Origin of the sequence: Yersinia sp. J1 (assembly GCF_050586585.1) — a bacterium.
Taxonomy (GTDB): domain Bacteria; phylum Pseudomonadota; class Gammaproteobacteria; order Enterobacterales; family Enterobacteriaceae; genus Yersinia; species Yersinia entomophaga.
The window spans coordinates 991,872-1,018,296 of sequence record NZ_JBOBDP010000001.1; the positions used below are offsets into that span (position 1 = coordinate 991,872).

Consider the following 26,425-nt stretch of genomic DNA (forward strand, 5'->3'; position numbering starts at 1 on the left):
CCAAATAATGAATTATTGCCTCTCACCCTTATATTCCCAATCAAAAACAGTTTCTAAAGGTTATAAAATTCCAGAAAAAAATCCGCAGCCTAAGCTACGGATCTTCAAAGAATGACGTACCTTAGATATTAATGGGTTACAGGTTTAACCTGCCCCAAATCCATCCAGGTTTGCACTACGGTATCCGGGTTCAGAGACAGACTATCAATGCCCTGCTCCATCAGCCACAGAGCAAAATCGGCGTGATCTGACGGGCCCTGCCCACAAATCCCGACGTATTTACCCTGCCGTTTTGCCGCCTGAATCGCCATCGACAGCAAGGCTTTCACCGCCTCGTTGCGCTCATCAAACAGCTCAGATACCACGCCGGAATCACGATCCAGCCCCAACGTCAGCTGCGTCATATCGTTCGAACCAATGGAGAATCCGTCGAAATGTTGGAGGAATTGATCGGCCAATAATGCGTTCGAGGGGATTTCACACATCATAATGACTTTCAGGCCATTCTCACCACGTTTCAGCCCTTGCTTAGCCAGTTCGGCTACCACCGCCTCCGCCTGCGCCACGGTACGCACGAATGGCACCATGATTTCAACGTTGGTTAACCCCATTTCGTTACGCACACGTTTGACAGCTTCACATTCCAAGGCGAAACAATCACGGAAGCTATCGGCCACGTAACGACCGGCACCGCGGAAGCCCAGCATCGGGTTCTCTTCATGAGGTTCGTAGGCCGCGCCGCCCACCAGATTGGCGTATTCGTTGGATTTGAAGTCAGACAGACGCACGATCACGCGTTTTGGCCAGAAAGCCGCACCCAACGTCGAAATGCCTTCGGTCAGGCGGCCGACGTAAAACTCAACCGGATCGTCGTAGCCGTGCATCAGCGCTTTAATTTCAGCCTGCAACGCCGGTTCCTGCTTATCAAATTCCAGCAGCGCCCTTGGGTGCACGCCTATCATGCGGTTGATAATAAACTCCAGACGCGCCAGACCAACCCCTTCGTTTGGCAAACGGGCGAAGTCAAAAGCACGATCAGGATTACCGACGTTCATCATGATTTTTAACGGTAACTCAGGCAGTTCGGTCACTTCGGAGCTTTGCACTGAAAAGTCCAGTAGATCCTGATAGACAAAGCCGGTATCCCCTTCGGCGCAGGATACGGTCACCTTCTGGCCTTCACGCAGACGATCGGTGGCATCCCCACAACCCACAACCGCAGGAATCCCCAGTTCACGGGCAATAATCGCTGCATGACAAGTTCGCCCCCCGCGGTTGGTGACAATGGCCGACGCCTTTTTCATGATAGGTTCCCAATCAGGATCGGTCATATCTGTCACCAGAACATCACCGGGCTGAATGCGATCCATCTCGCTAATATCATGAATGACTTTGACCGGACCTGAACCGATTCGGTGACCGATAGCTCGCCCTTCAACCAGCACTTCGCTCTGGTTGTTCAACAGGTAGCGTTCCATCACTTGTTCATTGGAACGAACGGTTTCCGGACGCGCCTGTACGATAAACAGCTTGCCGGTGTGACCGTCTTTGGCCCACTCGATATCCATCGGGCGACCATAATGCTGCTCAATCAGTAAAGCCTGATGAGCCAAGGATTCGACTTCTTTATCGGTCAAAGCGAAACGATTGCGCAGATCTTCTGGTACATCTTCAATACACACCTGTTTGCCGTGTTCTTGGCTATCGGCATACACCATACGAATTTTTTTCGAACCCATATTGCGACGAACAATGGCCGGTTTGCCATTACGCAGCGTAGGTTTGTGAACGTAGAATTCATCAGGATTAACCGCGCCCTGCACCACCATCTCACCCAAACCGTGGGCGGCGGTGATAAATACCACCTGATCAAAACCGGATTCGGTATCGATGGTGAACATCACGCCGGACGAGGCCAGATCGGAGCGCACCATCCGCTGAACGCCGGCAGACAGCGCCACGCCGCGATGATCGTAACCCTGATGCACCCGGTAGGAGATGGCGCGGTCATTAAACAGGGAGGCAAACACATGTTTAATCGCCACCATCACCGCATCGATACCCTGAACGTTGAGGAAGGTTTCTTGTTGACCCGCAAAGGACGCATCGGGCATGTCTTCCGCCGTCGCCGAGGAGCGCACGGCAAAGGAGGCTTCCGGCTCGCCGTCGGCAAGCTGTTGATAAGCTTCATGAATAGCTTGTTCAAACTCAGGATGGAACGGCGTATCAATCACCCATTGACGAATCTGGGCACCGGCGTTAGCCAACTGCGCGATATCATCAACGTCGGTGTTATCCAGCAGCTCATAAATACGTTGGTTAACGCCACTTTGCTCGAGAAAGTCGTTAAACGCCTCGGCCGTGGTGGCAAATCCGTTGGGAACAGAAACGCCCAGTTCAGAAAGATTGGTTATCATTTCACCCAGGGAGGCATTCTTACCGCCCACACGGTCAACATCGTGCATACCAAGCTGGTTGTACCAAAGCACATTACGCAGGGTTCGGCCATTGTTCGACATCTAAACAATCCTTTTACATTCAGTAGGGTACGAATAAAAGTTATCTTTGCTGTTAAACAGCAGGGATCAGACTAGCACAATGCTCCGTTAGCTATGGACAGGTGAATCGATCAACCCAACACAAAAAAATTTTTTAAGGGCAATTCTGCGGCAAAAGCTTTACCCAAAACGGGAATAAGGCACACTATCAGACAGATCACAGATGATTATTCGGGCAGTGGCTTAAAGGAGTCAGGGTGGAAAGAAGCGTTTTTTATATTTCAGACGGTACCGCCATTACGGCGGAAGTCTTGGGGCACGCCGTGCTATCGCAGTTTCCGGTTGATGCCACGACCTTTACCTTACCTTTTGTCGAAAGCGCCGCCCGTGCTGAAGCGGTTTGCCAGCAGATAAATGAGATTTATCAGTCTACCGGCGTCCGCCCGCTGGTGTTCTATTCGATTATTTCGTCGGAAGTCCGCGAGATAATCCAACGCAGTGAGGGATTCTGTCAGGACATCGTCCAGTCGCTGGTTGCGCCACTCCAGGACGAACTGGGCGTTGCGCCTCAGCCGGTGCTCAACCGCACCCACGGCCTGACCGAAAGCAATTTGGGAAAATACGACGCCCGTATCGCCGCTATCGATTATGCGCTGGCTCATGATGACGGCATTTCGTTGCGCAATCTGGATCAGGCGCAGGTGATTTTGCTGGGCGTATCTCGTTGCGGTAAAACGCCCACCAGTCTGTATCTGGCGATGCAATTTGGCATTCGTGCCGCCAACTACCCTTTTATTGCCGATGATATGGATAATCTGCAGTTACCTGCGGCGCTTAAACCCTTTCAGCACAAACTGTTCGGTTTAACCATAAACCCCGAGCGGCTGGCAGCAATTCGTGAAGAGCGGCGGGAAAACAGTCGTTATGCCTCTTTACGACAGTGTCGTATGGAAGTCGGCGAAGTCGAGGCGCTGTTTCGCAAGAATCAAATCCGCTATCTAAATTCCACCAATTATTCCGTTGAAGAGATATCGACCAAAATCCTGGATATTTTAGGAATGAGTCGCCGGATGTTTTAAGGCTGCATTCATATAAATGATTGAATATACCGAATTCGATATAAATTCTATTAATCTCCTCTGCGGCGGTTGAATTCGTCTGGTTTTGGTTTATTGTGATCGCCATCACTTCCCGGTATTCCTGCCGCAGAGAAGAACATTTTTAGAGAATATCCATGCATAAAACAGATGAACTGCGGACCGCGCGCATCGATAGCCTGATCACGCCACAACAGTTGGCGGATAAGTTGCCTATCTCTTCCGGCGTAGCCAATAACGTGACCGCGTCACGTAAGCGCATTGAAAAAATCCTGACCGGTGAAGATCCTCGTCTATTAGTGGTGGTCGGCCCCTGCTCTATTCACGATCTGGATGCTGCCATTGATTATGCTACTCGCCTGAATGTGCTGCGGGAACGCTATGCAGATCGACTGGAAATCGTGATGCGTACCTATTTCGAAAAACCTCGCACCGTGGTGGGCTGGAAAGGTTTGATCTCCGATCCGACGCTAGATGGCTCCTGTCAGGTCAATCTTGGCATAGAATTGGCACGTAAGCTGTTGCTGAGCGTGAATGAACTGGGATTACCAACGGCCACCGAGTTTCTGGATATGGTGACCGGGCAATATATTGCCGATTTAATTAGCTGGGGTGCCATCGGCGCTCGCACCACGGAAAGTCAGATCCACCGTGAAATGGCGTCGGCGTTGTCCTGTCCGGTTGGCTTTAAAAACGGCACCGATGGCAACACCCGTATCGCTATTGACGCCATTCGTGCGGCTCGGGCCGGTCATATGTTCCTGTCGCCGGATAAAACCGGCCAGATGACCATCTACCAAACCAGCGGTAACCCTTACGGCCACATTATTATGCGCGGCGGTAAACAACCTAATTATGGCGCTACGGACATTGCCGCTGCCTGTGATAGCCTGCGTGAATTCGATTTACCCGAGCATTTGGTGGTCGATTTCAGCCACGGTAATTGCCAGAAAATGCATCGTCGCCAGTTGGAAGTCGCCGAAGACATCGGTCAGCAAATTCGCGCCGGTTCTACGGCAATCGTGGGTGTGATGGCGGAGAGTTTCCTGGTCGAGGGCACGCAAAAAATCGTGGCCGGACAGCCGTTAACCTACGGCCAATCCATCACCGATCCTTGCCTGAACTGGGTCGATACCGAACATTTATTAGCAATTCTGAATGACGCCGTGAATACCCGTTTCTAACCTGCCCCAACCGACAATCCGCGTTAATCATTAATGCTTCAAATTTAGCCAGCTCAGATGTCATCAGGCATCTGAACTGGTTGATTTTTTCTGAATTCCCTCAGGCTTCAGCGCTGACTTTTACATGAAATAATAACCCCAATTGTTAAATAAATTGGGCTATTCGGCTGTCGCCTCGTCTTTTGCATCAGAAGCGTTATTTTGTATATAATTTTTTCTTTTTGTAATTAATGAGATAGACCAGAGACAGCAGGAAATCAAAAAAGTTGTCCAAGGCAATATTTTGCTTGATGTAACCTCCCATTCACATGATAATGATTATCAAATTGATAACCATTTCCGTTTGCATCTAATGAATAACCCTACTTACAGCGATTTGTACCCTGCAACGGCTAGCGGAGCAGAAGATTCTCTCCCGCTGGTGGAGCAACCTGCTTGCATCAATAGCGAGCAACTGCTTGGTAGACATGGACTCGTCATCATCAACCATCAAGGACAATTTTATCAGCTGCGGCAGACCAAATCCGGCAAGCTGATATTGACCAAATAATAACTGCTCCTTGAGATACTTTTTCGCGAGCCACCCAGATCGTTCGATCGAGGCAGCCAGCAATCTAATGATTATGTTTAACTACATATGGAGAATTGCCAGATGTCTCGTGCTTCATCTACGTTGTTCCGTGCGTCATCGCTGAGTTTGGCTATCGCCTGCGCCATTCCTTCGCTGGCCTACGCCGCGCCTACCGCACCGAGCGAATCCGCTGCCACAACAGAAACAGCCAAGAAAAAAGCGGTCCATTCCAGTGAAACCATGACCGTTGTCGCCACGGGTAACCCGCGCAGTAGCTTTGACGCACCGATGATGGTGACGGTTATCGAAGGGGATTCGCCGCTCAGCCAGACGGCCAGCACCTCAGCCGATATGCTGCGTCGCGTGCCAGGCATCCTGATTTCAGGCACGGGACGTACTAACGGTCAGGACGTCAGCCTGCGCGGCTATAACCGTAACGGCGTATTGACACTGGTCGACGGCATCCGTCAAGGCACCGACACCGGCCATATCAATAGCACCTTCCTCGATCCTATGCTGGTCAAACAGATTGAAATCGTGCGTGGCCCAGCGGCCATGCTATACGGCAGCGGCGCATTGGGTGGCGTAATCTCCTATCAAACCGTTGATGCCGCCGATCTGCTGGAGCCGGGTCACAGTAGCGGTTACCGCGTATTTGGCTTAGGTGCCACCGGTGATCACAGCTTGGGCATGGGGGCTTCTGCCTTCGGTAAAACCGATGATTTGGACGGTTTGATTTCCTTTGGCACTCGCGACGTAGGTAATCTTCGCCAAAGTAATGGTTTCAGCGCGCCCAATGACGAAGCGATTAGTAACGTTCTGGCAAAAGGCACCTGGATCATCGATGATAACCAGTCTCTGAGCACCAACCTGCGCTATTACAATAACCGCGCCCGGGAGCCAAAGAATCCCCAAACGCCCGCCGCTTCCGCCGGTAACCTGATGACCGACCGCTCGACCATTCAGCGCGATGCACAGTTGAGCTATAAGCTGCATCCGCAGGGTCAGAATTGGCTGGACGCCACGGCAACGGCCTACTACTCCGATGTCAATATTGATACCACCACCAGGGGCACCGGCTTTGAAGGCCGCGAGCAGAAAACCCACGGCGCGAAACTGGAAAATCGCACTCGCCTGTTCGCTGACAGCGCTGCATCGCACCTGTTGACCTACGGCACCGAAGCCTATCGTCAGGAACAAACGCCTAGCGGCGTCACCACCAGCTTCCCGCAGGCTAAAATCAACTTTGCTTCCGGCTGGGCGCAGGACGAAATTACTCTACGCGATCTGCCGGTGACCGTGCTGGCGGGTACGCGTTTCGACAGCTACAGTGCCAGCAGCCAAAGCAATGCCGATGTTGACGCAGATAAATGGTCGTCGCGCGGTGCTGTCACCGTAAACCCAACCGACTGGCTGATGGTTTTCGGCTCTTATGCCCAAGCCTTTCGCGCTCCTACAATGGGCGAAATATATAATGATTCCAAACACTTCTCGATGGGGCCATTTAATAACTATTGGAAACCCAATCCGAATCTGCGCCCCGAAAGCAATGCTACGCAGGAGTTCGGTTTTGGCCTGAACTTTGATGGCGTATTAGCCGAGAACGACAGCCTGAAATTCAAGGCCAGCTATTTTGATACGCAGGCCAAAGATAAAATTGAGATGAAAGTCGATAACCTCACGACCACCTCTATTAATATTCACCGCGCCAAAATATGGGGTTGGGATGCCACTATGGATTACCAAACCGATTGGTTTAACTGGAATCTGGCCTATAACCGTACCCGTGGCAAAAATATGGATACCGGCGGATTCCTCGACAGCACCAATCCAGACACCGTCACCAGCGCATTGGATATCCCGATTGCCTCGACAGGCTTCTCTGCGGGTTGGGTCGCCACTATGGTTGAACGTAACAATATCGTGACCCGCAACACCAAACAGCAAGCCGGTTACGGCGTCAATGATTTCTACATTAGCTATAAAGGCCGCGATCAGTTCAAAGGGGTGACGACCACCGCCGTGCTGGGTAACGCCTTCGATAAAGAGTATTACTCACCACAAGGTATTCCGCAGGATGGCCGCAACGCCAAACTGTTCGTTAGCTATCAATGGTAATTCATACCCAGGTATGAATTACCCCGTCTAAATTACCTGAGCCAGACTCGATTCTGGCTCAGGTATTTCTCAACAGGAGAGAATGAATGTCAGCAATACTGTTTACCCAATATGAGCAAGCTAAACTCGACAATCCAGGCAAATTTGCACGCGATCTGGCAGAGATCCTTGGTATCAGCGAAGCGGAATTGACCCACGCTCGCGTAGGCCACGGTGCAGAGCGCCTGAAGGTGGATGCTCGGACTCTGCTGACCGAACTGGAAGCGGTTGGCGTGACCAAATCTATTACTCGCAATAACTACGCGGTACACGAGCAAATGGGTCGTTACCAGAATCAGAGCCTGAACGGCCACGCCGGTTTGATCCTGAATCCGCGTGAGCTGGATCTGCGTCTGTTCCTCGGCCAATGGGATACCGTTTTCGCTCTGCGTGAAGCGACGAAGCACGGCGAACGCTTTAGCTTCCAGTTCTTTGATCTGCAAGGTAATGCGGTTCATAAAGTGTATAACACTGATGAGACCGACATGGCTGCATGGCATGCTTTAGTCGAGAAATACGGCACCGCTAACAACCCGGAGATCGTTATTCAGCCTAAGGCTGATTCCGCTGAAGTGACACCGAATGACAATCATCAGCAAATCGATCAGGAATGGCGGGCAATGACCGACATTCACCAGTTCTTCCAGTTGCTGAAACGTAACAACCTGACGCGCCAGCAGGCTTTCCGCGCCGTCGGCGACGATTTGGCTTATCAGGTAGATAACAGTGCGCTGGAGCAAATCCTGAACGCGGCTAAAGAACAACAAAATGAAATCATGATCTTTGTCGGCAACGGCGGCTGCGTGCAGATCTTCACCGGTCAGATTGAACGTGTCATGCCACACATTGAGAAAGAAGCGCCTTTCCAAGAATGGATTAACGTTTACAACCGTCGCTTCACCCTGCATTTGATTGCCAGCACTATTGCCGAAAGCTGGGTAACGCGCAAACCGACTAAAGACGGTTTCGTTACCAGTCTTGAACTGTTCGCCGCAGATGGCACCCAAATTGCGCAATTATTTGGTCAGCGCAGCGAAGGTCAGCCAGAGCAGAACCAATGGCGCGAGCAGATTGCCGCAGTGGCAACCAAGGACATCGCCGCATGAAAAACTGGCTTCTGACATTAACATTGGCGCTGCCACTGACCAGTGTCGCGGCCGACCGCATCGTTACCATCGGTGGCGATGTCTCTGAAATTACCTACGCCTTGGGCGTAGGTTCAAAAATGGTCGCCCGCGACAGTACCAGCCTGACCCCTGTAGCCATTCGCAGCCTACCGGACGTAGGTTATATGCGCCAACTCAATGCCGAAGGGATTCTGGCGATGCAGCCAACGCTGGTGCTTGCCAGCGAACTGGCTGAACCCTCTCTGGTGCTTAAACAGTTGACCGACAGCGGCGTGAAAGTGGTCACTATTCCCGGTGATACCACGCCAGAAGCCGTACCGGAAAAAATTGCCCTGATCGCCACTGCGGTCAATCAGGCAGATAAAGGCCAGCAGCTTAGCCAAACTTATCTGCAAAAACTGGCCTCGGTTAACACTACCGCCCTGCCGGTCAAAATGCTGTTTGTGATGAGCCACGGTGGCGTTGCGCCTATGGCCGCTGGCCAGCAGACCGCTGCGGACGCGATGATTCGCGCTGCGGGTGCGCAAAATGCCATGCAGGGTTTTAACCGCTATCGCCCGCTGTCGCAGGAAGGCGTGATCGCCAGCGCACCGGATTTACTATTACTGACCACCGATGGCGTGAAATCCCTCGGCGGCCTCGATAAAGTCTGGCGGCTTCCCGGCCTGTCCTTAACGCCTGCCGGTAAACACAAGCGTGTGTTGATTCTAGATGATATGGCGCTGCTGGGCTTTGGCCTGGAAACGCCTAATGTGCTGCTCAAGATACGCGCGGCGGCGGAGCAGAGTAAATGAGACGATACTTGCCACCCGGTTATGCGCTGGGCGGCCTGCTGACGCTATTGGTTCTACTGGCTCTGGGTTCCGCCAATATGGGGGCTTTAACGCTGTCGTTTCACACGCTGTGGAACAGCTCGCTGGACGACGCCTCTTGGCAGATTTGGCTGAATATTCGCTTGCCTCGCGTACTGTTGGCTATCGTGGTGGGTTGTGCGCTGGCAACCTCAGGCGCAGTGATGCAAGGTTTGTTCCGCAACCCGCTGGCCGATCCCGGGTTACTGGGCATCAGCAGCGGCGCGGCGTTGTTCGTCGCTATGGTTATCGTTCTGCCTTTCAGTATTCCCAGCGTACTGGCTTTTTACGGGCATATTATCGCCGCGTTTATCGGCAGTGTGCTAATTTCGCTGCTGATTTTCTCCCTCAGCCGCTTTGGCCACGGCAATCTGTCCCGATTGCTGTTGGCCGGTATCGCCATTAACGCGTTGTGCATGGCGGCAATTGGGGTTCTCAGCTATCTCAGCAGCGATCAACAGTTGCGTCAATTTACCCTATGGATGATGGGCAGCCTGAGTCAGGTTCAATGGCCAACCTTGCTGATCGCCGCTTCGTTAGTGCTGCCAGCCTGCGCTGCCACGCTATTCCAGGCGCGCAAACTCAATTTGCTGCAATTAGGTGACGAAGAGGCGCATTATCTTGGCGTTAACGTTAATCGCACTAAGCTATTGCTGTTACTCCTCAGCGCATTACTGGTAGGCGCCGCCGTGGCTTTGAGCGGCGTAATTGGCTTTATCGGTCTGGTGATCCCTCATCTGATTCGGATGCGTTTAGGTGCCGATCATCGCTGGCTGCTTCCCGGTGCGGCCTTGGGCGGAGCCTGTCTGCTGCTGACCGCCGATACTATCGCCCGCACTCTGGTTGCGCCTGCGGAAATGCCGGTAGGGTTGATTACCAGCCTGATCGGCGGCCCTTACTTCTTGTGGCTGGTATTACGTCAACCGGAGCGCGCCCGTGGATAATTCAGCGTACTCATCTCATTCGAATCAACCGCTATTACTGGATGCGCAAAGTCTGTGTTTCTCTTTAGGTGGACGTCAGCTCATTCAAGACGTGTCATTACAGATTCGCAGCGGCGAAATGGTCGCCATTATCGGCCCTAACGGGGCGGGCAAGTCCACGCTGATGCGATTGCTCACCGGCTATTTACCCGCCAGCAGCGGCGATTGCCATATGTTAGGCAAATCGCTGGCCAGTTGGCCACAGCAGCAATTGGCTAAAACCCGGGCAGTGATGCGCCAATACAGCGACCTGAAATTCCCGTTTAGCGTAGAAGAAGTGGTGACGATGGGGCGGACGCCCCACGGAAAACTACAGGAGCACGAGGCAGTACAACAGGTTATGGAACAAACCGGCTGTACCAGCCTGGCTAAACGCGATTATCGCCAGCTTTCCGGCGGTGAACAGCAGCGCGTTCAGCTAGCGCGCGTGCTGGCCCAGCTCTGGCAACGCGCGCCATCACCCCGCTGTTTGTTCCTCGATGAACCTACCTCGGCGCTGGATTTACACCACCAGCAACACAGTTTGCGTTTGTTGCGGCAGCTCACGCAGGAACAACCGTTGTCGGTATGTTGTGTCCTGCATGATCTCAATTTGGCTGCGCTGTATGCCGATCGAATTTTGCTGCTGCATCAAGGCCGATTGGTCGCCGCAGGTACGCCGCAGGACGTCCTGCATACTGACATACTAACCCGTTGGTATCAGGCGGATTTAGGCGTGTACAGTCATCCTGAAAATCAGTTGCCACAGGTTTATTTGCGACAGTAATCCCCTTCCCGTTATCTAACCTGCGCATATGATTTTCAGAAACTCATACTGCGCAGGTTAGCTTAGATATTCGCAAGCCAACACCATTCCCCGTATGTGTTCAGATGATTTTTACCACACGCTCAAGGGGTAACGAATTAAAACTTAACGGTTAAAACCAAACGGGTAACGGTGTAACCGCCGCGTTGCAGATAAACAGGCATAAAAAAACGGAGGCTAAGCGCTGCCACTTTGTCCTCCGTTCGACTCTCAACCGGCCATATTTGAAATATCCATATTCGCGGTTCTTCTAGCTGGAGCAGGATATCTCCAGATGCTTTCCCCAATCTGGCGGCAAAGCGGCCAGATCGTCATATTCGGCATTATCAGCAAATGGCCGTTGCAACGCCAAATGCAGCCTGTGCAACGCGCTGATATCGTCATTTTCTGCCAGCTCAATCGCTTGCTGAGCCAGATAATTACGTAAGATCAGCTTAGGATTCACTGACTTCATCGCCTGCTGCCGTTGAGCGTCATCAATAGTTTCTTGCTGTAGCCGCGTCCGATATTGCGAATACCATTTATCAAAGGCATCCCGATCGACAAAGTCATCCCGCAGTGGCGAATGAGCGGAAGATTGCTCCGTTTCACTGAGGCGACGGAACGTACGGGTGTAATCCTGTTTTTCTTTCATCATCAGACTCAATAAACCAGTCAACAAATCGTTATCCTGTTTATCGGTAGTGAAAAAACCCAGTTTGGCGCGCATTTGCTGCCCGTAGGCCGCCATCAACGCCGGTTCGTAGGCATCCAACGCCTGCTGTAGCTCTTCCGCCATCAGTAATCCGGATAGAGACTGCCCCAAACGATGTAAATTCCAGTAGGCCACCGCCGGTTGGTTATCAAAAGCATAGCGTCCCTGATGGTCGGTATGATTACAAATATAGTCCGGCTGGTAATCATCCAGAAAACCGAACGGGCCATAATCCATGGTGATACCAAGAATTGACATATTGTCGGTATTCATTACACCGTGAGCAAAACCTACCGTTTGCCAGGACGCAATCATTCTCGCCGTGCGCTCTACCACGTCGGTGAACCAAGCCAGATAAGGCCTGGCTTCGTCAGCTAAATTCGGCCAATGGCGGGCAATGACGTAATCAGCCAATTGTTTAACCTGTACTGGCTGCTGGCGATAATAGAAATGTTCGAAATGACCGAAACGAACATGACTTTCCGCCACTCGCAACAACATCGCACCGCGCTCAGGCTGCTCACGGAATACCGGATTCTCGCTGGTCACAATGGTTAGTGCACGACTGCTGGCAATCCCTAAATGATGCAGCGCTTCAGAGGCCAGAAACTCACGCACTACCGAGCGCAACACCGCCCGCCCATCTCCCATGCGCGAATAAGGCGTCAGCCCCGCGCCTTTCAGGTGCCAATCCAGCTGACGACCATCGCTCAGTTGCTGTTCACCGAGCAAAATCCCCCGACCATCACCCAGTTGTCCCGCCCATACGCCGAACTGATGACCGCTATATACCTGAGCCAGCGGATCCATTCCCGGCAGCAATTGTTCCCCGGCCCAAACCTTGGCTTTATCACCGGAGAACCAACTGTCATCCAGCTCAAGTTCTGCTGCCAGCGATGCGCTGTGATACAGCAAACGCGCGCCTTTTAACGGCGTTGGCCGCAAACGGGTATAAAATCCGGGCAACGCCCGGCCATAGCTGTTATCAAAATCCGGCATTACATCAGTTCCTCAACCAGCCAACGGCGTAGTTCAACTAATTCAGCCTGTGAATCAGGGAAATCAGCGATCAGCGTCTGACATAGGGCGTCCACCGCTTCAGGACGATAAGCTACACCCGGTAACCGTTCGGCCAATGTTTCCAGCGGGGTTGGATTCAGGCTATCGGTAAATACTTGGCTGCGTTCGATAGAACCTCGCAATACATCTAAATGCACTTCAACACCGCCCCACTGAAAACGAGTGTCCATTTGATGATTAAAGGCTGGCGCCTGGCCAAAATTCCATTCCCAGCTACTTTGGCGGGCAAACTGCTCGCTAAAGCCGGGTAAATCCGGCAAGGCTAGTGGAGAAATAATTTCTGCCTGCGCCCGTTCGTCGTAGTAATCAAAGTAGGATTGCTCTATGGCTCTGCAAATCTGCTCATGATCGATACCCGGTATCAGCTCGACCAGATTGGCGACCCGCGACCGAACCGAGGCAATGCCTTTCGCCTGTAGTTTCTTAGGATCGGGATTAAGATAATCAACCAGACGCCCTAAATTGGCGTTTATCAATAAGGTACCATGATGGAAGCCGCGATCTTTGGTTTCCCGATAAGCAGAGCCAGAAACTTTACGCTCGCCACCTTCCGTGACAACGACCAGATCATTACGACCAGAAGCCGTGGCGTCGATCCCCAATGTCTTGAGGGCATTAAGAATAATTTGAGTGGAAACCGTTTTATCGTATTCAGGTTTGCCTGCCATAAAGGTAAAGCAGGTGTTGCCCAAATCGTGGAATACCGCCCCACCGCCGCTGCTGCGACGCGCCAGTTTAATACCGTCTTCAGCCATACGCCGCGTATTACACTCTTTCCACGGATTCTGAGCGCGACCAATGACAATGGTATTATCGTTTCGCCAGAGAAAAAGTACCCGCTGATCCGGCGACATTTGGCGGAAAATACAGTCCTCTACAGCCAGATTAAACCAAGGATCATAGGAATCAGAAATGAATAAACGAAGGGATGGCATAAAGGGCTCCGCACCAAAATAAACAGCCGTTAAGATAACACAGTTGCGGCTGTTTATCGGCGGTTAGATGCGGCGCGCCTGCCAGTAAACGCGTTTCCAGTACACGTTTTCTAACGAAGAACGGATGACGCCTTTACTGGTGGATGCGTGAATGAATTCATCATTAGTATCGTAAATACCAACGTGCAATCCATTCCCTCCACTGCCCGTTTTGAAGAACACTAAATCTCCCGGCATCAGCTCATCGCGAGAGACTTTGGTGCCCAGACTGGTTTGCGCTTCAGTGGTTCGGGGCAACTGCATATCAAAACGATCGCGGAAAGTGCGATAGACAAAGCCGGAGCAATCGACGCCGCGCTGGTCCATTCCGCCATATTGGTAAGGCGTACCCTGCCATTGACGCAATTGCTCTTTTAACTGTGCGACCACCACAATCGGGTCAGATAGGTGTCCGCTGGGTGCCGGAGCTCTGCTACTACACCCGGCAAGAATAAGACAGGCCAGAAAAATCCAAAAACGCATCCGCATAGATCTCTCACCGAATAATAAGCCCGGTTGGCTTTCCTTGAGCGGAAACCATAAGAAAACCAAGCTATCATGCTGAATTCATCTGGCTAATCTATATTTCGTGCGCGCAAAAAACAAGTTATCTGAATAAGATAATAGTGCTAAAGCTATTTAATCGGCTTCGAATGTATTAACCAAACGCCAAACAGGATAATGGCGGCTCCCAGGGTCTTTAATAACGTGGCGCTTTCGTGGAACCAAGGCAAAGTCACCGCCGCCAGATAAACCAGCGCATAACTAATACTTAAGAGTGGATAAGCCTGATTTAATGGCAAATAACGCAAAGCGAAGAACCAGCACAGCATCGAAAGCGCATAGCCGAATAAACCCGCAGTGACGGCGGCAAGTGGCGACAGATGATCGGTGAAGAATTGCAGATCCATGCCAGCCCAGCTAATCAGCGGTAAGTGAATCACACCCCATTTCAGTAATAGCTGCGCCAACGTCACCAACAGCACGCTACCTATTCCCCAACCGTAACCTTTCATCGCGGCAAACTCATCAGCAAAATACCCAACATAATGGCGACAATACCTAGCCAATGGCGCAAGCCAACGGCTTCACCGAAGAAAAAGCGTGATGCCAGCGTAACCAAGACAAAATTAAAACTGAGCATAGGGTAAGCGATGCTTAAAGGCAGGTGTTGCAGCAGCCGAAGCCACAGCAACATCCCCAATCCGAGCAACAGCACCGCCGTAGCTAGCCACCTAAAGGTGTGAGTACGACGGCTCGGTTGTTCTGTAGCCCAAATCTGAGCCGCCTGCTTTTGACATAGCTGTCCGGCGCAGGTCAGCAGACTCACCATCAATAACAGCAGGTAACTCATCATGGAATTTGCTTATACCACAGCAACGCCATTCTGCTGTTTTGCGTAACCTGATCCGCCGCAGGCAGGCTTTCTGGCAAGGTTTCACCTCGGGATAACTGTAAGACCAGCGAAACATTCCCCTGTTTACGCGCCTTAGCCAGCCATTGAGGGAAATCTTCAAAACTGACGTAACGATCCGCCGCATCCGGATAGGCTAAACCATAATTCACTTCGCCTTTTTCGCTAAACATAATGATATCACTACGTTTCAACTCCCAGGCCAGACCCGAAGCCACGCCGACGCCATCCGAGAGTACGTAGCGGCTTTGTTCAAGCTCCGCGCGGTTCTGCTGGATAAAATACTGAGGCAGCTTGGAGTTAATCACCTGTTGCGGAATGACATACGCCACCAGCAACGCAAACAGCAGCGGGCAAACGGCCGCCCAGCGCCAATGGCGAGCATTTTGTCGCAGGCTGAAATAGCCAACGCATCCCCATGCAGCAAATGACAGAGTCCCGAGAATCACTTTGATTTTCTCATCGGCGGCGTACACCACCAGGTGAGAAAATACGCCCAAACCGATCAACAGTACGGCCAACGCGCAGACGGTGCCGAAAATCAGATTGATATAGCCGTTTACCTTCAGCGCGCTCATCTGCAATTTAGCCACACAATCCTGCGCGTACGCTGCCATAAGCAATGATATCGGCGCAATACACGGCAGAATATAGGTTGGCAATTTTCCTTTGGCGATGCTGAAAAATATAAACGGCATCACTGCCCAGCTCAGCAGGAAGAAGAGTTCCGGTCGAGCCACTCGCTCACGCCAGCCTTTGAGTAATGCCCCCGGCAACAGTCCTAACCAAGGTAATACGCCCAGACAAATCAGCGGTAGGTAATACCAGAATGGCGCTTTATGCTGCGCGTCTTTCTCGGCAAAGCGCTGAATATGCTCCACCCAGAAGAAATAATGCCAGAAATCAGGTTCACGCTGCGCAATCGCTAACGCCCAAGGCAGGCTCAGCAAACAGGCACTGACGATAGCTATCGGGCCAAACAGCAGTAGCTCTTTGGTTCGACGTTGTTGAATTACAATGGGAATAACCGCAATCACCGGAACGGCCAATGCCAAAAAGCCCTTGGTCATAAAGCCCATGGCACAAACCAGCCCCAAAAATGCATAGGCGGTCATTTTCTGTCGGGAAGTTTTGGCTCTCAGCGTCAGATAAAAACACAGCATCGATGCTGTCAGCCACAGCGTAATCATAGGATCGAGAACGCTATAAGTCCCGATACTGAATACCAGCAGCGAAGAGATATAAATCAGGCTAGCCAGCAGCGCGGTATTACGATTACGCCACATTAATGTCGCTAGCCAAAATACCAAAATGGCGCTGAGTCCAATACTGAATACTGAACCAAAACGCACCGCAAAGTTATTATCACCGAAGATCCACTGGCTGATATTATTAAACCAATATCCGGCAATAGGCTTTTCAAAATAACGAATACCCAATAAATGCGGCACGACCCAATCACCCTGCTGTAGCATTTCTCGGCTAATTTCCGCATAACGGGTTTCATCCGGTTGCCACAGTAAACGGCCGTTCAAGGGCACGATATATAACACAGCAAAAAATACCGCCAGTAGCGCTACGCCACCCTTTTTTAACGCGTCGCTCATGAATTTGTCACCTCAGACTGACAGCCTAACCACCCCTCTCTGCCTGGGAAAGCAGAACGCACGACCTTGCCTAGCGGCAAGTTTGAACGATTTTCCGGTAACAATGAGCTTAAAGCGCAAAATTCAATTCCCTGCTTCTGCGCTTTCACTAATAGATTTTCAAACATCGCTGCCTGTGACATCCCTTCAACTTCGGCGTGAATGGTATAAACCGGCACTCCGCTATCTCGCAGAATGGCATCCAGAATAAAATCGTTAAAATCCTGCGGACGAACTTCACTGCCGACGACTTCATCGTAAGTCGGTAATGTCACGGGGATTTGTACGCTGCCTTCACTGCCATCAGGTAATATTGGCCGGAAAGGACGCGTGCCGCGGCAATCGCTGTTATAGCTGAAGTTAAACGGCTGTTTCGCTTCTAATACTCGCTCGTCGGCGCGCCACCCGGCGACCGCAGAGCAACTAACCGGCCCGTGGATACTGTCTTGCAATGCATCCACACCACGCTGAATCTGATCTTTGAGCTGTGCTTTCGACCAGGTGCCGACTTTCGCCTGCCAGCCCTGATGATCCCAAGCGTGCAAGCCAACTTCATGACCGGCAGCCTGCGTTTCTTTCATCACGTCGCCTAAATGTTTGGCAATTAACTTGCCCGGCCAGGCGGTACCGGCCAGCAGAATCTGCCAGCCGTACAGCGAAGCTGCGTTTGAGCGCAACATTTTCCATAAGAAACGGGGACGTAGCAGGCGCCATAAATGGCGCCCCATGTTGTCCGGCCCAACGCTAAAAAAGAAACTGGCCTGAATACCGTGTTTATCTAACACATTCAACAGTGAAGGCACCCCATCGCGGGTGCCACGGTAAGTATCGACGTCAATCCTCAGGCCCACTCGTTTCATTTAGCCTTCCCATCATCCTGTTCAATGGATTTATCGTCCAGCGCGCTGCGCAGGAAGAAGTCCAACGTTTCGGCGACAGTTTGCTGCATGGCGATTTCAGGCTGCCAGTTCAGCAAACGGCGGGCGTTTTCAATGCTCGGCGTACGATGTTCAACGTCCTGATACCCTTTGCCATAGTAAGCGCTGCTTTCGATGGTTTTCATGCCAGCAAACGGCGGGAATTGGTCGCGCAATTCATGTTTCTCAAAGCTGGCCAACAGCATTTCAGCCAGTTCACGAATGCTGGCTTCGTTAGTCGGGTTACCGATATTGATAATCTGACCGTCGCAACGTCCTTCGCGGTTTTCAATGATGCGGAATAAAGCTTCAATACCGTCGTTAATATCAGTAAAGGTACGTTTTTGTTCCCCACCGTCAACCAGTTTGATCGGCGAACCTTCCACCAGATTCAATATCAACTGAGTAATGGCACGGGAACTACCGATACGAGCAGCATCCAGATTATCCAAACGCGGCCCCATCCAGTTAAACGGACGGAATAAGGTAAATTTCAGACCTTCTTTTTCGCCGTATGCCCAAATAACTCGATCCAATAATTGCTTGGAGACAGAATAAATCCAGCGCTGTTTATTAATCGGCCCGACAATCAGACGAGAATGGTCTTCATCAAACTCTTTGTCATCGCACATACCGTAAACTTCAGAGGTCGACGGAAAAACAATACGTTTGTTGTACTTCACGCAGTCACGCACGATTTTGAGGTTCTCTTCAAAATCCAGTTCAAAGACTTTCAGCGGATTACGGGTATATTCAATCGGCGTGGCAATAGCGACCAGCGGTAATATCACATCGCACTTCTTAATATGATATTCAATCCATTCCGAGTGAATACTGATATCACCTTCAACAAAATGGAAGCGTGGATTATCCATAAAGCGACCCAGCGCATCGGAACCGATATCCAGTCCGTAAACTTCGTAGCCGTCATCACGTAATAAACGTTCAGTCAGATGGTTACCGATAAATCCATTGACGCCCAAAATCAGGACTCGGGTGCGTCTTTTCTTTTTATTTAGCGGTTTAACCCCTAAACGGACATCGGCTACCATCCCCATTTCCAATGCCAGACGGCTGCCCTGCACGTACAGTCCGGATTCGCCCTGACCGGCGATGATTTCAAGCGCGCCCTCACCGCAGGCTACCACCAATGGATTGGTGCCAAGTACGGTTCCTGGCAATTTTTGGTGCTCGATGTCCAGTGGCCTGGCACGCCATACAATCAACTTGCGCTGTCCCAAATGGCTGAATGCGCCTGGGTAAGGTTCTGTCACCGCGCGTACCAGATTATGTAATTCGCGAGCGGATTTAACCCAATCGATTTCGCCATCGGCGGCGGTACGGCGACCAAAATAGCTGGCGTCCGCTTCATTCTGAGGCGTTAGTGTTAACGGGCCACGCTTCATTTTTGGCAATAAATCCTGCAACAGAGCCTGCGCGGCATCGCGCATTTTTGCATGTAAGGTTAAAGCCGTATCCGTATCGCTGATAGCCACTTTACGCTGACCTGCGATGTCGCCCGCATCCGCTCGCTTCACCATTTTGTGCAAGGTTACGCCAGTTTCGGTTTCACCTTTGACCAACGCCCAGTTAATCGGCGCGCGACCGCGGTAGCGAGGTAACAATGAACCGTGCAGGTTAAATGCGCCCTGCGGAGCCAGAGATAAAATCTCATCGCTCAACAAGTTACGATAATAGAATGAAAAAATGACGTCCGGCTGCATTTCGCGGATCTGCTCAACCCATAAAGGATGGTTGACGTCTTCGGGGGCAAACACCGGCAATTGTAGATCGGCGGCAACCCGCGCAACGGAAGAGAAAAAGTGATTCTCATTCGGAGAATCAGTATGGGTAAACACTGCCTGAACGTCATAACCCGCTTCAACCAGTGCATTAACGCCCACGCAGCCAATATCGTGATAGGCAAATACAATCGCTTTCATCATTCTTCTTCCTGAGTTTTTTTGGCCTGCTGAGACTCGACCACTTTTTGCACAAAATATCGGGGACGCGCGCGTACGTCGTTGTAAATTCGTCCGATGTATTCACCGAGTAAACCCATACCAACGAATTGTGCCCCAATAAACATAAATAACACCGCGAACAGCGTGAACACGCCGCCGCCAGCCCATTCCGGGCCAAAAATCAAACGTAATGCCACCAGCAGTACCGAGAGGGTGAAACCTGACAGTGCAATGACGCTGCCAACCAGACTGAGCAAACGCAACGGCGTAGTTGTCAGGCAGGTGATCAGGTCGTACATCAGGTTAATCAGCTTCATCAGACTGTATTTGGAGTCGCCAAACTCGCGCTCGGCGTGATGAACCTTAATTTCTGTGGTTTTTCTGGCAAAGGTGTTGGCGAGTATCGGAATAAAAGTACTGCGTTCGTGACAGTGTAACATCGCATCAACAATATGCCGACGGTAGGCACGTAGCATACAGCCGTAGTCCCCCATCGATTTCCCTGTCGCTTTTTGGATCATCATGTTGATCATCTTGGAGGCCGTTTTACGGAACATAGAATCCTGACGGTTGGCACGCACTGTACCGACCACGTCATAACCCTCTTCGGCAACGCTCACTAAACGGGGAATTTCTTCCGGCGGGTTTTGCAAATCCGCATCTAACGTAATAACCAGATCGCCACTGACCTGATTAAAACCCGCCATAATGGCAGAGTGCTGGCCATAATTACGGTTTAGCAAGACGGCAATAATGCAGCTATCCGGTTTTTCTGCCGCAGCGGTTAGCATTTCTGCCGAATTATCGCTGCTGCCGTCATCCACAAAAATAATTTCATAAGGCTGGCGTAATAACTGGCAGGCAGCCGAGGTTCTCTCCAATAATGCGGGTAAACTTTCCTGTTCGTTATAAACAGGAATAACAATCGAGACTTTATTAATTTCTTCAGGCTGTGACACGGCGAGGCCCTATAATAGTTGCTAATGCGTTGACCACCCGGTCAACATCGCTATCTTGCATATCGGGGAACAGAGGCAAAGTACAAAGCCGGGCTGAATTCCACTCGGTATTTGGCAAAGTTAAATCGGGATAACGTTCGCGATAATATTTTTGCGTATGAGCCGCACGGAAATGCAAACCAGAGCCAATGCCCAAGGCTTTTAATTCAGCCATAAGTTGATCTCGGCTTATGCCGCACTGCTCGGAATCTACCCGAACCATAAATAGGTGCCAGGCGTGATGATGAGGATAATCAGGCAATGCCAAAGGTTGTAACGGTGAACCTGCCAATGCCTGAATATAACGTTCAGCCAAAGCCTGACGGCGAGCGTTTATTTCCGGTAGCCGTTTCAGTTGCACCACAGCAATAGCCGCGTGAATATCGGATAAATTATATTTATATCCCGGTTCGACCACTTCTGCCTGCGGGCTACGCCCTTTTAACTCACGGTCAAAAGCATCAACGCCTAATCCATGAAATTTTAAGCGACGTACTTTTTCAGCCAGCACGTCATCATCGGTTGCGATTAATCCGCCCTCGGCGCAGGTCATATTCTTAATCGCATGGAAAGAGAAAATCGCCGTTCCTTGCTGCCCTATCCATTCATCGCCGTAGCGTGTTCCTGCCGCATGCGCCGCATCTTCAATCAGCGGAATCTGATGCTGACGGGCAACTTGCCTAATGCTGTTTAAATCACAGGGCGCGCCAGCATAATGCACCGGAATAATCGCCTTGGTTTTAGGGGTGATAGCAGCGGCAATACTTTCAGCGCTAGCCATCAGCGTGTTCCAGTCAACATCGACCATCACCGGAACGGCACCCAATAACTCAATCATATTAAGGGTAGAAACCCAGGTTTGAGAAGGCGTTATCACCTCATCGCCCGGCCCAACGCCCAGTGCCATTAAAGTAATATGCATTCCCGCCGTGGCAGAACAGACCGCTACGGCATGTTTGCAGCCAAAAGCCTGGCAAAACTCGCGTTCTAATTGTTGATTCTTCGGTCCGGTGGTAATCCACCCTGATGTCAGAACTTCTGTAACAGCAGCAATTTCTTCACTGCCAATAGCAGGAACAGAGAAAGGTAAGAAATTTTCCATGAATGTACCCAGTAGGACACAACAAATTTAACGCCACTATAAGTCGAAGTAAGTTAACGAAAACTAAACGCGGCCACGATTGATCTCACTGCACACCACTGATAAATGTAGACAATGAACCTTAATCCAACCTTAAGAACAGGAGAAAAAAACATTATTTTGTGGCGTGTGCACAAAATTTAGCCAGAGTTGGCTTAATGTAAATATTCTGATGAATCAAGAGAATAAACTTCATTTTTGCGACACAACAGCAGACGAAGGTGAATGTTTACCGATTTACGCTCAGTTTCAGTATAGAAATAACCGAAACTCAGAAATAATCATAATCGTATAATTTATAAAAATAGTTTAGCTAAAATAATTAATTTTTGAGTGACGTGCAGGGTTAATCGAATGATCCTATCTCCGTCATTCATTGCAGTATCGCGTTATTTAGAGATAAGAAGTAAAGATGGCGTGAATTAAGGGACAGAAAATAGAGAAAAAGTCTGTTCAACATCGGATTAACGCAAAATGTATAGGAGCAGCAATGGCACTTCTCCCCCATCATCTGCCAATAACGATCCGTTTGAATGCGTTTTCACTACAAATCAAAATATCAATGAACAGCCAGAATTAACGCTGGCTGTTCCTATTTCACTTGAAATTTCATGTTACTTACTACATATGACTAATTTTACAAAGGTAGACGTGCCTCTGTATGTTAAGTGATAAGCTGACTTTTTAAACGATGACCGTTACTGATTTTATCAAAAACGCCCCCAATCTCGTACTCGTTATGGGATAAATTCTTCGCCTGACGAATCACGTCGTTATAAGTTATCTTCGTTCCTTTGATATTAACTCCATACTCGGTTTTTTGAGCTTCAACTAAAAATCTTTTAACCTGATGTGGATGTAAATAGGCAGAGAAGCGACCAAATGTTACACACTGGCCTTTTTTATCCATACCAAACACACGATTTTTTTCGCTTGCAAGACCCAATCCAATATTTAAATAATCAGTATTTCCAATTGGTTTACCCACCATACCAGCCTCCTCATAACAACATGAAAAAAAGACATTTACAGAGGAAAATCAAGACCTATTCGTTCAATACACGCATCTGAAATAAACCGTTCCATTATGGATAACAAACTTGGTATATCCATTCCATATAGCGGGAGACGTAGCCAACAGATCACATCATTTTTTTCATCAAAGGCAAAAACCGGCTGCCATAAATAATCTGTTGGCCTATTTTTATTCAACAGATCAATCATTTCCTCTAACGATAAACTGTTCGCCATACCTACTGAGGTCTGAAGCATCCAATATTCTTGATCTATCGCGCATAGATTCAATTGCAAAGCATCATCGATGGTCAACGTAATGGTATCTTGATTTTCAGCTATCTCGGGAGCTTCAAATCCTATAGCAACCAACAATTCATAACTAATAAGATGAAATTGCCTTAAATGGCTCACCGGTAGCAGCCCTCTTGAGAAATTTGACGGAGTGACCCCCTTACTAAGCAATAATTGCATTAAACATAGAATCCAATCTATAAAATATCGATACTACCATTGAGTTATTATAGTGAATTGAGTGGAAAAATTGAGTTAACCTCTCCTAATAATGGCTAGGTTAACTTCATTTATATACGATATAGAAATTAGGGAGTAATTAATAACCAGAATAGTTTAATGCAATAACTATTAATTCTGGCAAACAATCCAATTCTGCTGATTAAAACGGTGTAATTGAAAATTCACCTCAAAAATCGGTGATAATATCTCTGGTCGCATCACTTCCAGCGTTTCACCCTGCGCAACCAGTTTTCCCTGCGCCAGTAGCCAGATTCTGTCGGCCTGTTGCAGGCTATGATTCAGATCGTGAGCGCTGACAATAACACTGCGACCGCTGGCGCAAAACTCCCGTAACAGCGCATCTAACGCAACTTTTTGCGCCACATCAAGGCTATTGGTTGGCTCATCCAGTAGTAATAATTGGCTATGATGATTCACCGTTGGCCATACCTGTAACAAAATAGCCGCCAGCCTGACCCGCTGCCATTCTCCGCCGGAAAGTTGAGTGAGAGAACGCGGCAGCTTATCGGCTAAACGTAATTTTTCACAGAGATAACCGATGGCTATCGCCACGGATTCCGAATCCGCCCCTACGGGCTGATGCAGAGAGAGGTATTGAAATACTGGCATCAGGCTAACCGACGTTTGCTGCTGACTGAGATAAGCCCGATACCGTGCTAATTCAGCGCCGGAATACTGCGTAAGAGGCGTTGCGAGCAGAGAAATATCCCCCGTAGTCGGTAATACACCCGCGGCGCAGGCTAGCAAGGTGCTCTTCCCCGCACCGTTCGGGCCAATAAGATGAATTTGCAACCCAGCATCAACCTGCGCTGAAAACGGGGCTAATCGGCCCGCGACACTGACATCGTTGAGTTGCAATAACGTCACAATAATCTCGTTAGCTAATAAGTTAAGTGAAAATCAGTGCTGAGCCAGCGCCTGAACGATCGCGGCAATGATTGCCGGATCTTCTGGCGTCATATCCGGTGAGAAACGCTGAATAACCGTACCGTCCCGGCCAATCAAAAATTTTTCGAAGTTCCACAATATATCGCCGATCTGTTTTGGTGCACGCCCCTTACTGCTCATCCGCTGGACAAACTCGCTGTCCGCAGGCGTCAAAGCCTGTGGCTTAGCGGAAATTAAGTGTTGATACAACGGATGACGGCCTGAGCCATTAACTTCGACTTTACTGAACATGGGGAATTCTACGCCAAAGGTGCCCCGGCAAAATGCCTGAATCTCTTCATCGCTGCCTGGCTCCTGACCGGCAAACTCATTGCTCGGAAATCCTAAAACTTCAAAACCTTGTTGATGATAGGTTTTGTACAGTTTTTCCAGACCTGCGTATTGTTTGGTCAGTCCGCACTCGGAGGCAACGTTCACCACCAGCAGCACGGAGCCTTGATAGGCCTTCAGCGACGTCGTTTGATGATCGATAGTGTGTAGTTGAGTAGCATAAATCGGAGCGGTCATCGGATGTCATCCTTATTATAGAGAGTGAAACTTTTATTATAGAGAGCTAAACTTTTACCGAGTTAACCCTGAGCGATATTGATGCAAAGTCCTCTTAAAGCGACTATTAGCAGGTTTTCCGTTCACGACTCTACGCTTTTCACCCTAATCAGTAACCAGATAAATAGCGGAGCTCCCAGCGTTGCCGTCACCACGCCAATCGGCAATTCTGCGGAAAACAAGGCAACACGAGCAATCACATCGGCTAACAGTAGCACTCCCGCCCCGGCCAAAGCGCAGCCTGTTAACAGGAATCGCTGATCGGTCAGCCCGGTTAATCGCAAAATATGTGGGATTACCAGACCGACAAAGCCAATCACACCGGCTAATGCAACGCTGATGCCTACCAGCAGACCAATAGCCAAAACCAATAGATTACGCCACCTATGGAGTGAGACCCCAAGCTGTCGCGCCTGCTGCTCTCCCAGCGCCATATAGTTCAGGATTCTACCTTGCAGGCAAAGCCAAATCACCACTGGCAATAACAGCAACACCAGCAACCACTGCCGCCAATCTATCCCGCTAAAACCGCCCATCATCCAATACATCAGCTGACGTAGATCCAGACTGGTACTGAAATAAACCGCCCACGTCATCACAGCACTGCATACAATCCCCAAAGCTACGCCAACCAGCAGCAATCTGGCATTGCTTAAACGTCGGCGTCGGGCAAAAGCCAGCAGCAGCGAGGTCATGACCAACGCGCCGATAATTGCACTCAGACTCAGCACCCACACCGGCAGCAAGCCGTGCCCTAATAAAACCGCCAGCACCAGCGTAACGCCAGCTCCGTTCGCCACGCCTAACAATCCCGGCTCGGCCAATGGATTTTCGAACAGGCTTTGCATTATGGCTCCCGCTACCGCCAGACTGGCACCAACCATCATTACGACTAATGCTCTAGGTAAACGCAGTTGCCATACAAATAATTGTCCATCGGCGCTTAGCCACCGATTGGGCCATATCCAAACCTCCCCTGCGCAAAGAGCAAGTGACAGAGCCAGTAACATACCGCAGGCGAGGAGTCCGAGATAACGACGATCCCGCCGCAGCTGATGCTGCTGGAGTAAGATAAATGTCTGACTTATCTGCATAATATTCTGCAATCCGGCTGACAGAACATGACTGGGAAAACAGGATCATGATCCGAGATAGAAAAAGGCTTATTGCCTGGGTTTGAGGACAGATATTAGGGGGTTAGCAGGATAAGTGAAAGTTTTGCGTAGCAAGGGCAAGGATTTTATTCGTAAATACATTAATTGGCATCTTCCTATATGAG

At 50.1% G+C, this 26,425-nt stretch carries 23 protein-coding genes and 2 pseudogenes; 9 read left to right on the forward strand and 16 right to left on the reverse strand.

From position 1 onward, the window contains the following. Positions 1 to 128: 128 nt before the first annotated feature. Positions 129 to 2,519: a phosphoenolpyruvate synthase gene (ppsA, locus tag ACQ4OC_RS04260; RefSeq protein WP_064513998.1), complete on the reverse strand. Its 2,391-nt coding sequence runs from the start codon at positions 2,517 to 2,519 to the stop codon at positions 129 to 131. A 236-nt stretch (positions 2,520 to 2,755) separates the two neighbouring features. On the opposite strand from ppsA, the gene ppsR reads away from it, so the two are divergent. The 9 genes and pseudogenes from ppsR to ACQ4OC_RS04305 all read left to right on the forward strand — a co-directional run bounded on the left by ppsR (position 2,756) and on the right by ACQ4OC_RS04305 (position 11,234). Then, positions 2,756 to 3,577 carry a posphoenolpyruvate synthetase regulatory kinase/phosphorylase PpsR gene (gene ppsR / locus ACQ4OC_RS04265; RefSeq protein ID WP_064514000.1) on the forward strand — a complete coding sequence of 274 codons (822 nt, stop codon included), beginning with the start codon at positions 2,756 to 2,758 and terminating at the stop codon, positions 3,575 to 3,577. 155 nt (positions 3,578 to 3,732) lie between these two features. Further along, positions 3,733 to 4,779: a 3-deoxy-7-phosphoheptulonate synthase gene (locus tag ACQ4OC_RS04270; RefSeq protein WP_064514002.1), complete on the forward strand. Its 1,047-nt coding sequence runs from the start codon at positions 3,733 to 3,735 to the stop codon at positions 4,777 to 4,779. Between the two features lie 352 nt (positions 4,780 to 5,131). Beyond that, positions 5,132 to 5,329, forward strand: coding sequence for a hemin uptake protein HemP (hemP, locus tag ACQ4OC_RS04275; RefSeq protein WP_120805601.1), 198 nt, complete (start codon positions 5,132 to 5,134; stop codon positions 5,327 to 5,329). Positions 5,330 to 5,431: 102 nt separating this feature from the next. Then, positions 5,432 to 7,468: a TonB-dependent hemoglobin/transferrin/lactoferrin family receptor gene (locus tag ACQ4OC_RS04280; RefSeq protein WP_064514004.1), complete on the forward strand. Its 2,037-nt coding sequence runs from the start codon at positions 5,432 to 5,434 to the stop codon at positions 7,466 to 7,468. 86 nt (positions 7,469 to 7,554) lie between these two features. After that, a pseudogene (locus ACQ4OC_RS04285) lies at positions 7,555 to 8,014 on the forward strand (ChuX/HutX family heme-like substrate-binding protein); the annotation flags it as partial. 95 nt (positions 8,015 to 8,109) lie between these two features. Further along, a pseudogene (locus tag ACQ4OC_RS04290) lies at positions 8,110 to 8,613 on the forward strand (ChuX/HutX family heme-like substrate-binding protein); the annotation flags it as partial. Beyond that, a complete protein-coding gene (locus ACQ4OC_RS04295; protein ID WP_064514008.1) occupies positions 8,610 to 9,428 on the forward strand; it encodes a heme/hemin ABC transporter substrate-binding protein in 819 nt (272 codons plus the stop codon). The pseudogene ACQ4OC_RS04290 and the gene ACQ4OC_RS04295, both read left to right, overlap by 4 nt. After that, a complete protein-coding gene (locus ACQ4OC_RS04300; protein WP_064514010.1) occupies positions 9,425 to 10,429 on the forward strand; it encodes a FecCD family ABC transporter permease in 1,005 nt (334 codons plus the stop codon). The genes ACQ4OC_RS04295 and ACQ4OC_RS04300 overlap by 4 nt, the downstream gene beginning before the upstream one ends. Then, positions 10,422 to 11,234, forward strand: coding sequence for a heme ABC transporter ATP-binding protein (locus ACQ4OC_RS04305; protein ID WP_179207941.1), 813 nt, complete (start codon positions 10,422 to 10,424; stop codon positions 11,232 to 11,234). Before ACQ4OC_RS04300 ends, ACQ4OC_RS04305 begins: the two co-directional genes overlap by 8 nt. Before the next feature lie 289 nt (positions 11,235 to 11,523). Here the strand turns inward: ACQ4OC_RS04305 and ACQ4OC_RS04310 are convergent, their stop codons facing one another. From ACQ4OC_RS04310 to btuC, 15 genes are all read right to left on the reverse strand, one after another. After that, entirely contained in the window at positions 11,524 to 12,966 is a 1,443-nt protein-coding gene (locus ACQ4OC_RS04310) for a protein adenylyltransferase SelO (RefSeq protein ID WP_064514012.1), read from the reverse strand. Further along, positions 12,966 to 13,982: a lipoate--protein ligase A gene (locus tag ACQ4OC_RS04315; protein ID WP_064514014.1), complete on the reverse strand. Its 1,017-nt coding sequence runs from the start codon at positions 13,980 to 13,982 to the stop codon at positions 12,966 to 12,968. The genes ACQ4OC_RS04310 and ACQ4OC_RS04315 overlap by 1 nt, the downstream gene beginning before the upstream one ends. A 63-nt stretch (positions 13,983 to 14,045) precedes the next feature. Beyond that, positions 14,046 to 14,510, reverse strand: coding sequence for a C40 family peptidase (locus ACQ4OC_RS04320; RefSeq protein ID WP_064514016.1), 465 nt, complete (start codon positions 14,508 to 14,510; stop codon positions 14,046 to 14,048). A 146-nt stretch (positions 14,511 to 14,656) separates the two neighbouring features. Beyond that, positions 14,657 to 15,037 (reverse strand): 4-amino-4-deoxy-L-arabinose-phosphoundecaprenol flippase subunit ArnF, encoded by a 381-nt coding sequence (gene arnF / locus ACQ4OC_RS04325; protein ID WP_064514018.1) that lies wholly within the window; start codon positions 15,035 to 15,037, stop codon positions 14,657 to 14,659. Further along, positions 15,034 to 15,378, reverse strand: a complete 345-nt coding sequence (gene arnE, locus ACQ4OC_RS04330) for a 4-amino-4-deoxy-L-arabinose-phosphoundecaprenol flippase subunit ArnE (protein ID WP_064514019.1) — start codon at positions 15,376 to 15,378, stop codon at positions 15,034 to 15,036. The genes arnF and arnE overlap by 4 nt, the downstream gene beginning before the upstream one ends. Beyond that, positions 15,375 to 17,042, reverse strand: coding sequence for a lipid IV(A) 4-amino-4-deoxy-L-arabinosyltransferase (gene arnT / locus ACQ4OC_RS04335; protein WP_064514021.1), 1,668 nt, complete (start codon positions 17,040 to 17,042; stop codon positions 15,375 to 15,377). Before arnT ends, arnE begins: the two co-directional genes overlap by 4 nt. Continuing rightward, positions 17,039 to 17,941, reverse strand: coding sequence for a 4-deoxy-4-formamido-L-arabinose-phosphoundecaprenol deformylase (gene arnD, locus ACQ4OC_RS04340; RefSeq protein ID WP_064514022.1), 903 nt, complete (start codon positions 17,939 to 17,941; stop codon positions 17,039 to 17,041). The genes arnT and arnD overlap by 4 nt, the downstream gene beginning before the upstream one ends. Next, positions 17,938 to 19,941, reverse strand: coding sequence for a bifunctional UDP-4-amino-4-deoxy-L-arabinose formyltransferase/UDP-glucuronic acid oxidase ArnA (gene arnA, locus ACQ4OC_RS04345; protein WP_120805603.1), 2,004 nt, complete (start codon positions 19,939 to 19,941; stop codon positions 17,938 to 17,940). The genes arnD and arnA overlap by 4 nt, the downstream gene beginning before the upstream one ends. Continuing rightward, on the reverse strand, positions 19,941 to 20,921 hold the full coding sequence (gene arnC / locus ACQ4OC_RS04350) for an undecaprenyl-phosphate 4-deoxy-4-formamido-L-arabinose transferase (protein ID WP_430970964.1): 981 nt from the start codon (positions 20,919 to 20,921) through the stop codon (positions 19,941 to 19,943). Before arnC ends, arnA begins: the two co-directional genes overlap by 1 nt. Further along, positions 20,908 to 22,062 carry a UDP-4-amino-4-deoxy-L-arabinose aminotransferase gene (gene arnB, locus ACQ4OC_RS04355; RefSeq protein ID WP_064514026.1) on the reverse strand — a complete coding sequence of 385 codons (1,155 nt, stop codon included), beginning with the start codon at positions 22,060 to 22,062 and terminating at the stop codon, positions 20,908 to 20,910. The genes arnC and arnB overlap by 14 nt, the downstream gene beginning before the upstream one ends. Before the next feature lie 703 nt (positions 22,063 to 22,765). Further along, positions 22,766 to 23,092, reverse strand: coding sequence for a hypothetical protein (locus tag ACQ4OC_RS04360; RefSeq protein ID WP_430970965.1), 327 nt, complete (start codon positions 23,090 to 23,092; stop codon positions 22,766 to 22,768). 35 nt (positions 23,093 to 23,127) lie between these two features. Next, entirely contained in the window at positions 23,128 to 23,589 is a 462-nt protein-coding gene (locus tag ACQ4OC_RS04365; RefSeq protein ID WP_430970966.1) for a CesT family type III secretion system chaperone, read from the reverse strand. Between the two features lie 171 nt (positions 23,590 to 23,760). Continuing rightward, positions 23,761 to 24,519, reverse strand: coding sequence for a vitamin B12 ABC transporter ATP-binding protein BtuD (btuD, locus tag ACQ4OC_RS04370; protein WP_430970967.1), 759 nt, complete (start codon positions 24,517 to 24,519; stop codon positions 23,761 to 23,763). Between the two features lie 33 nt (positions 24,520 to 24,552). After that, a complete protein-coding gene (locus ACQ4OC_RS04375; protein WP_430970968.1) occupies positions 24,553 to 25,107 on the reverse strand; it encodes a glutathione peroxidase in 555 nt (184 codons plus the stop codon). A 122-nt stretch (positions 25,108 to 25,229) separates the two neighbouring features. Further along, entirely contained in the window at positions 25,230 to 26,240 is a 1,011-nt protein-coding gene (btuC, locus tag ACQ4OC_RS04380) for a vitamin B12 ABC transporter permease BtuC (protein ID WP_120805575.1), read from the reverse strand. Positions 26,241 to 26,425 lie beyond the last annotated feature (185 nt).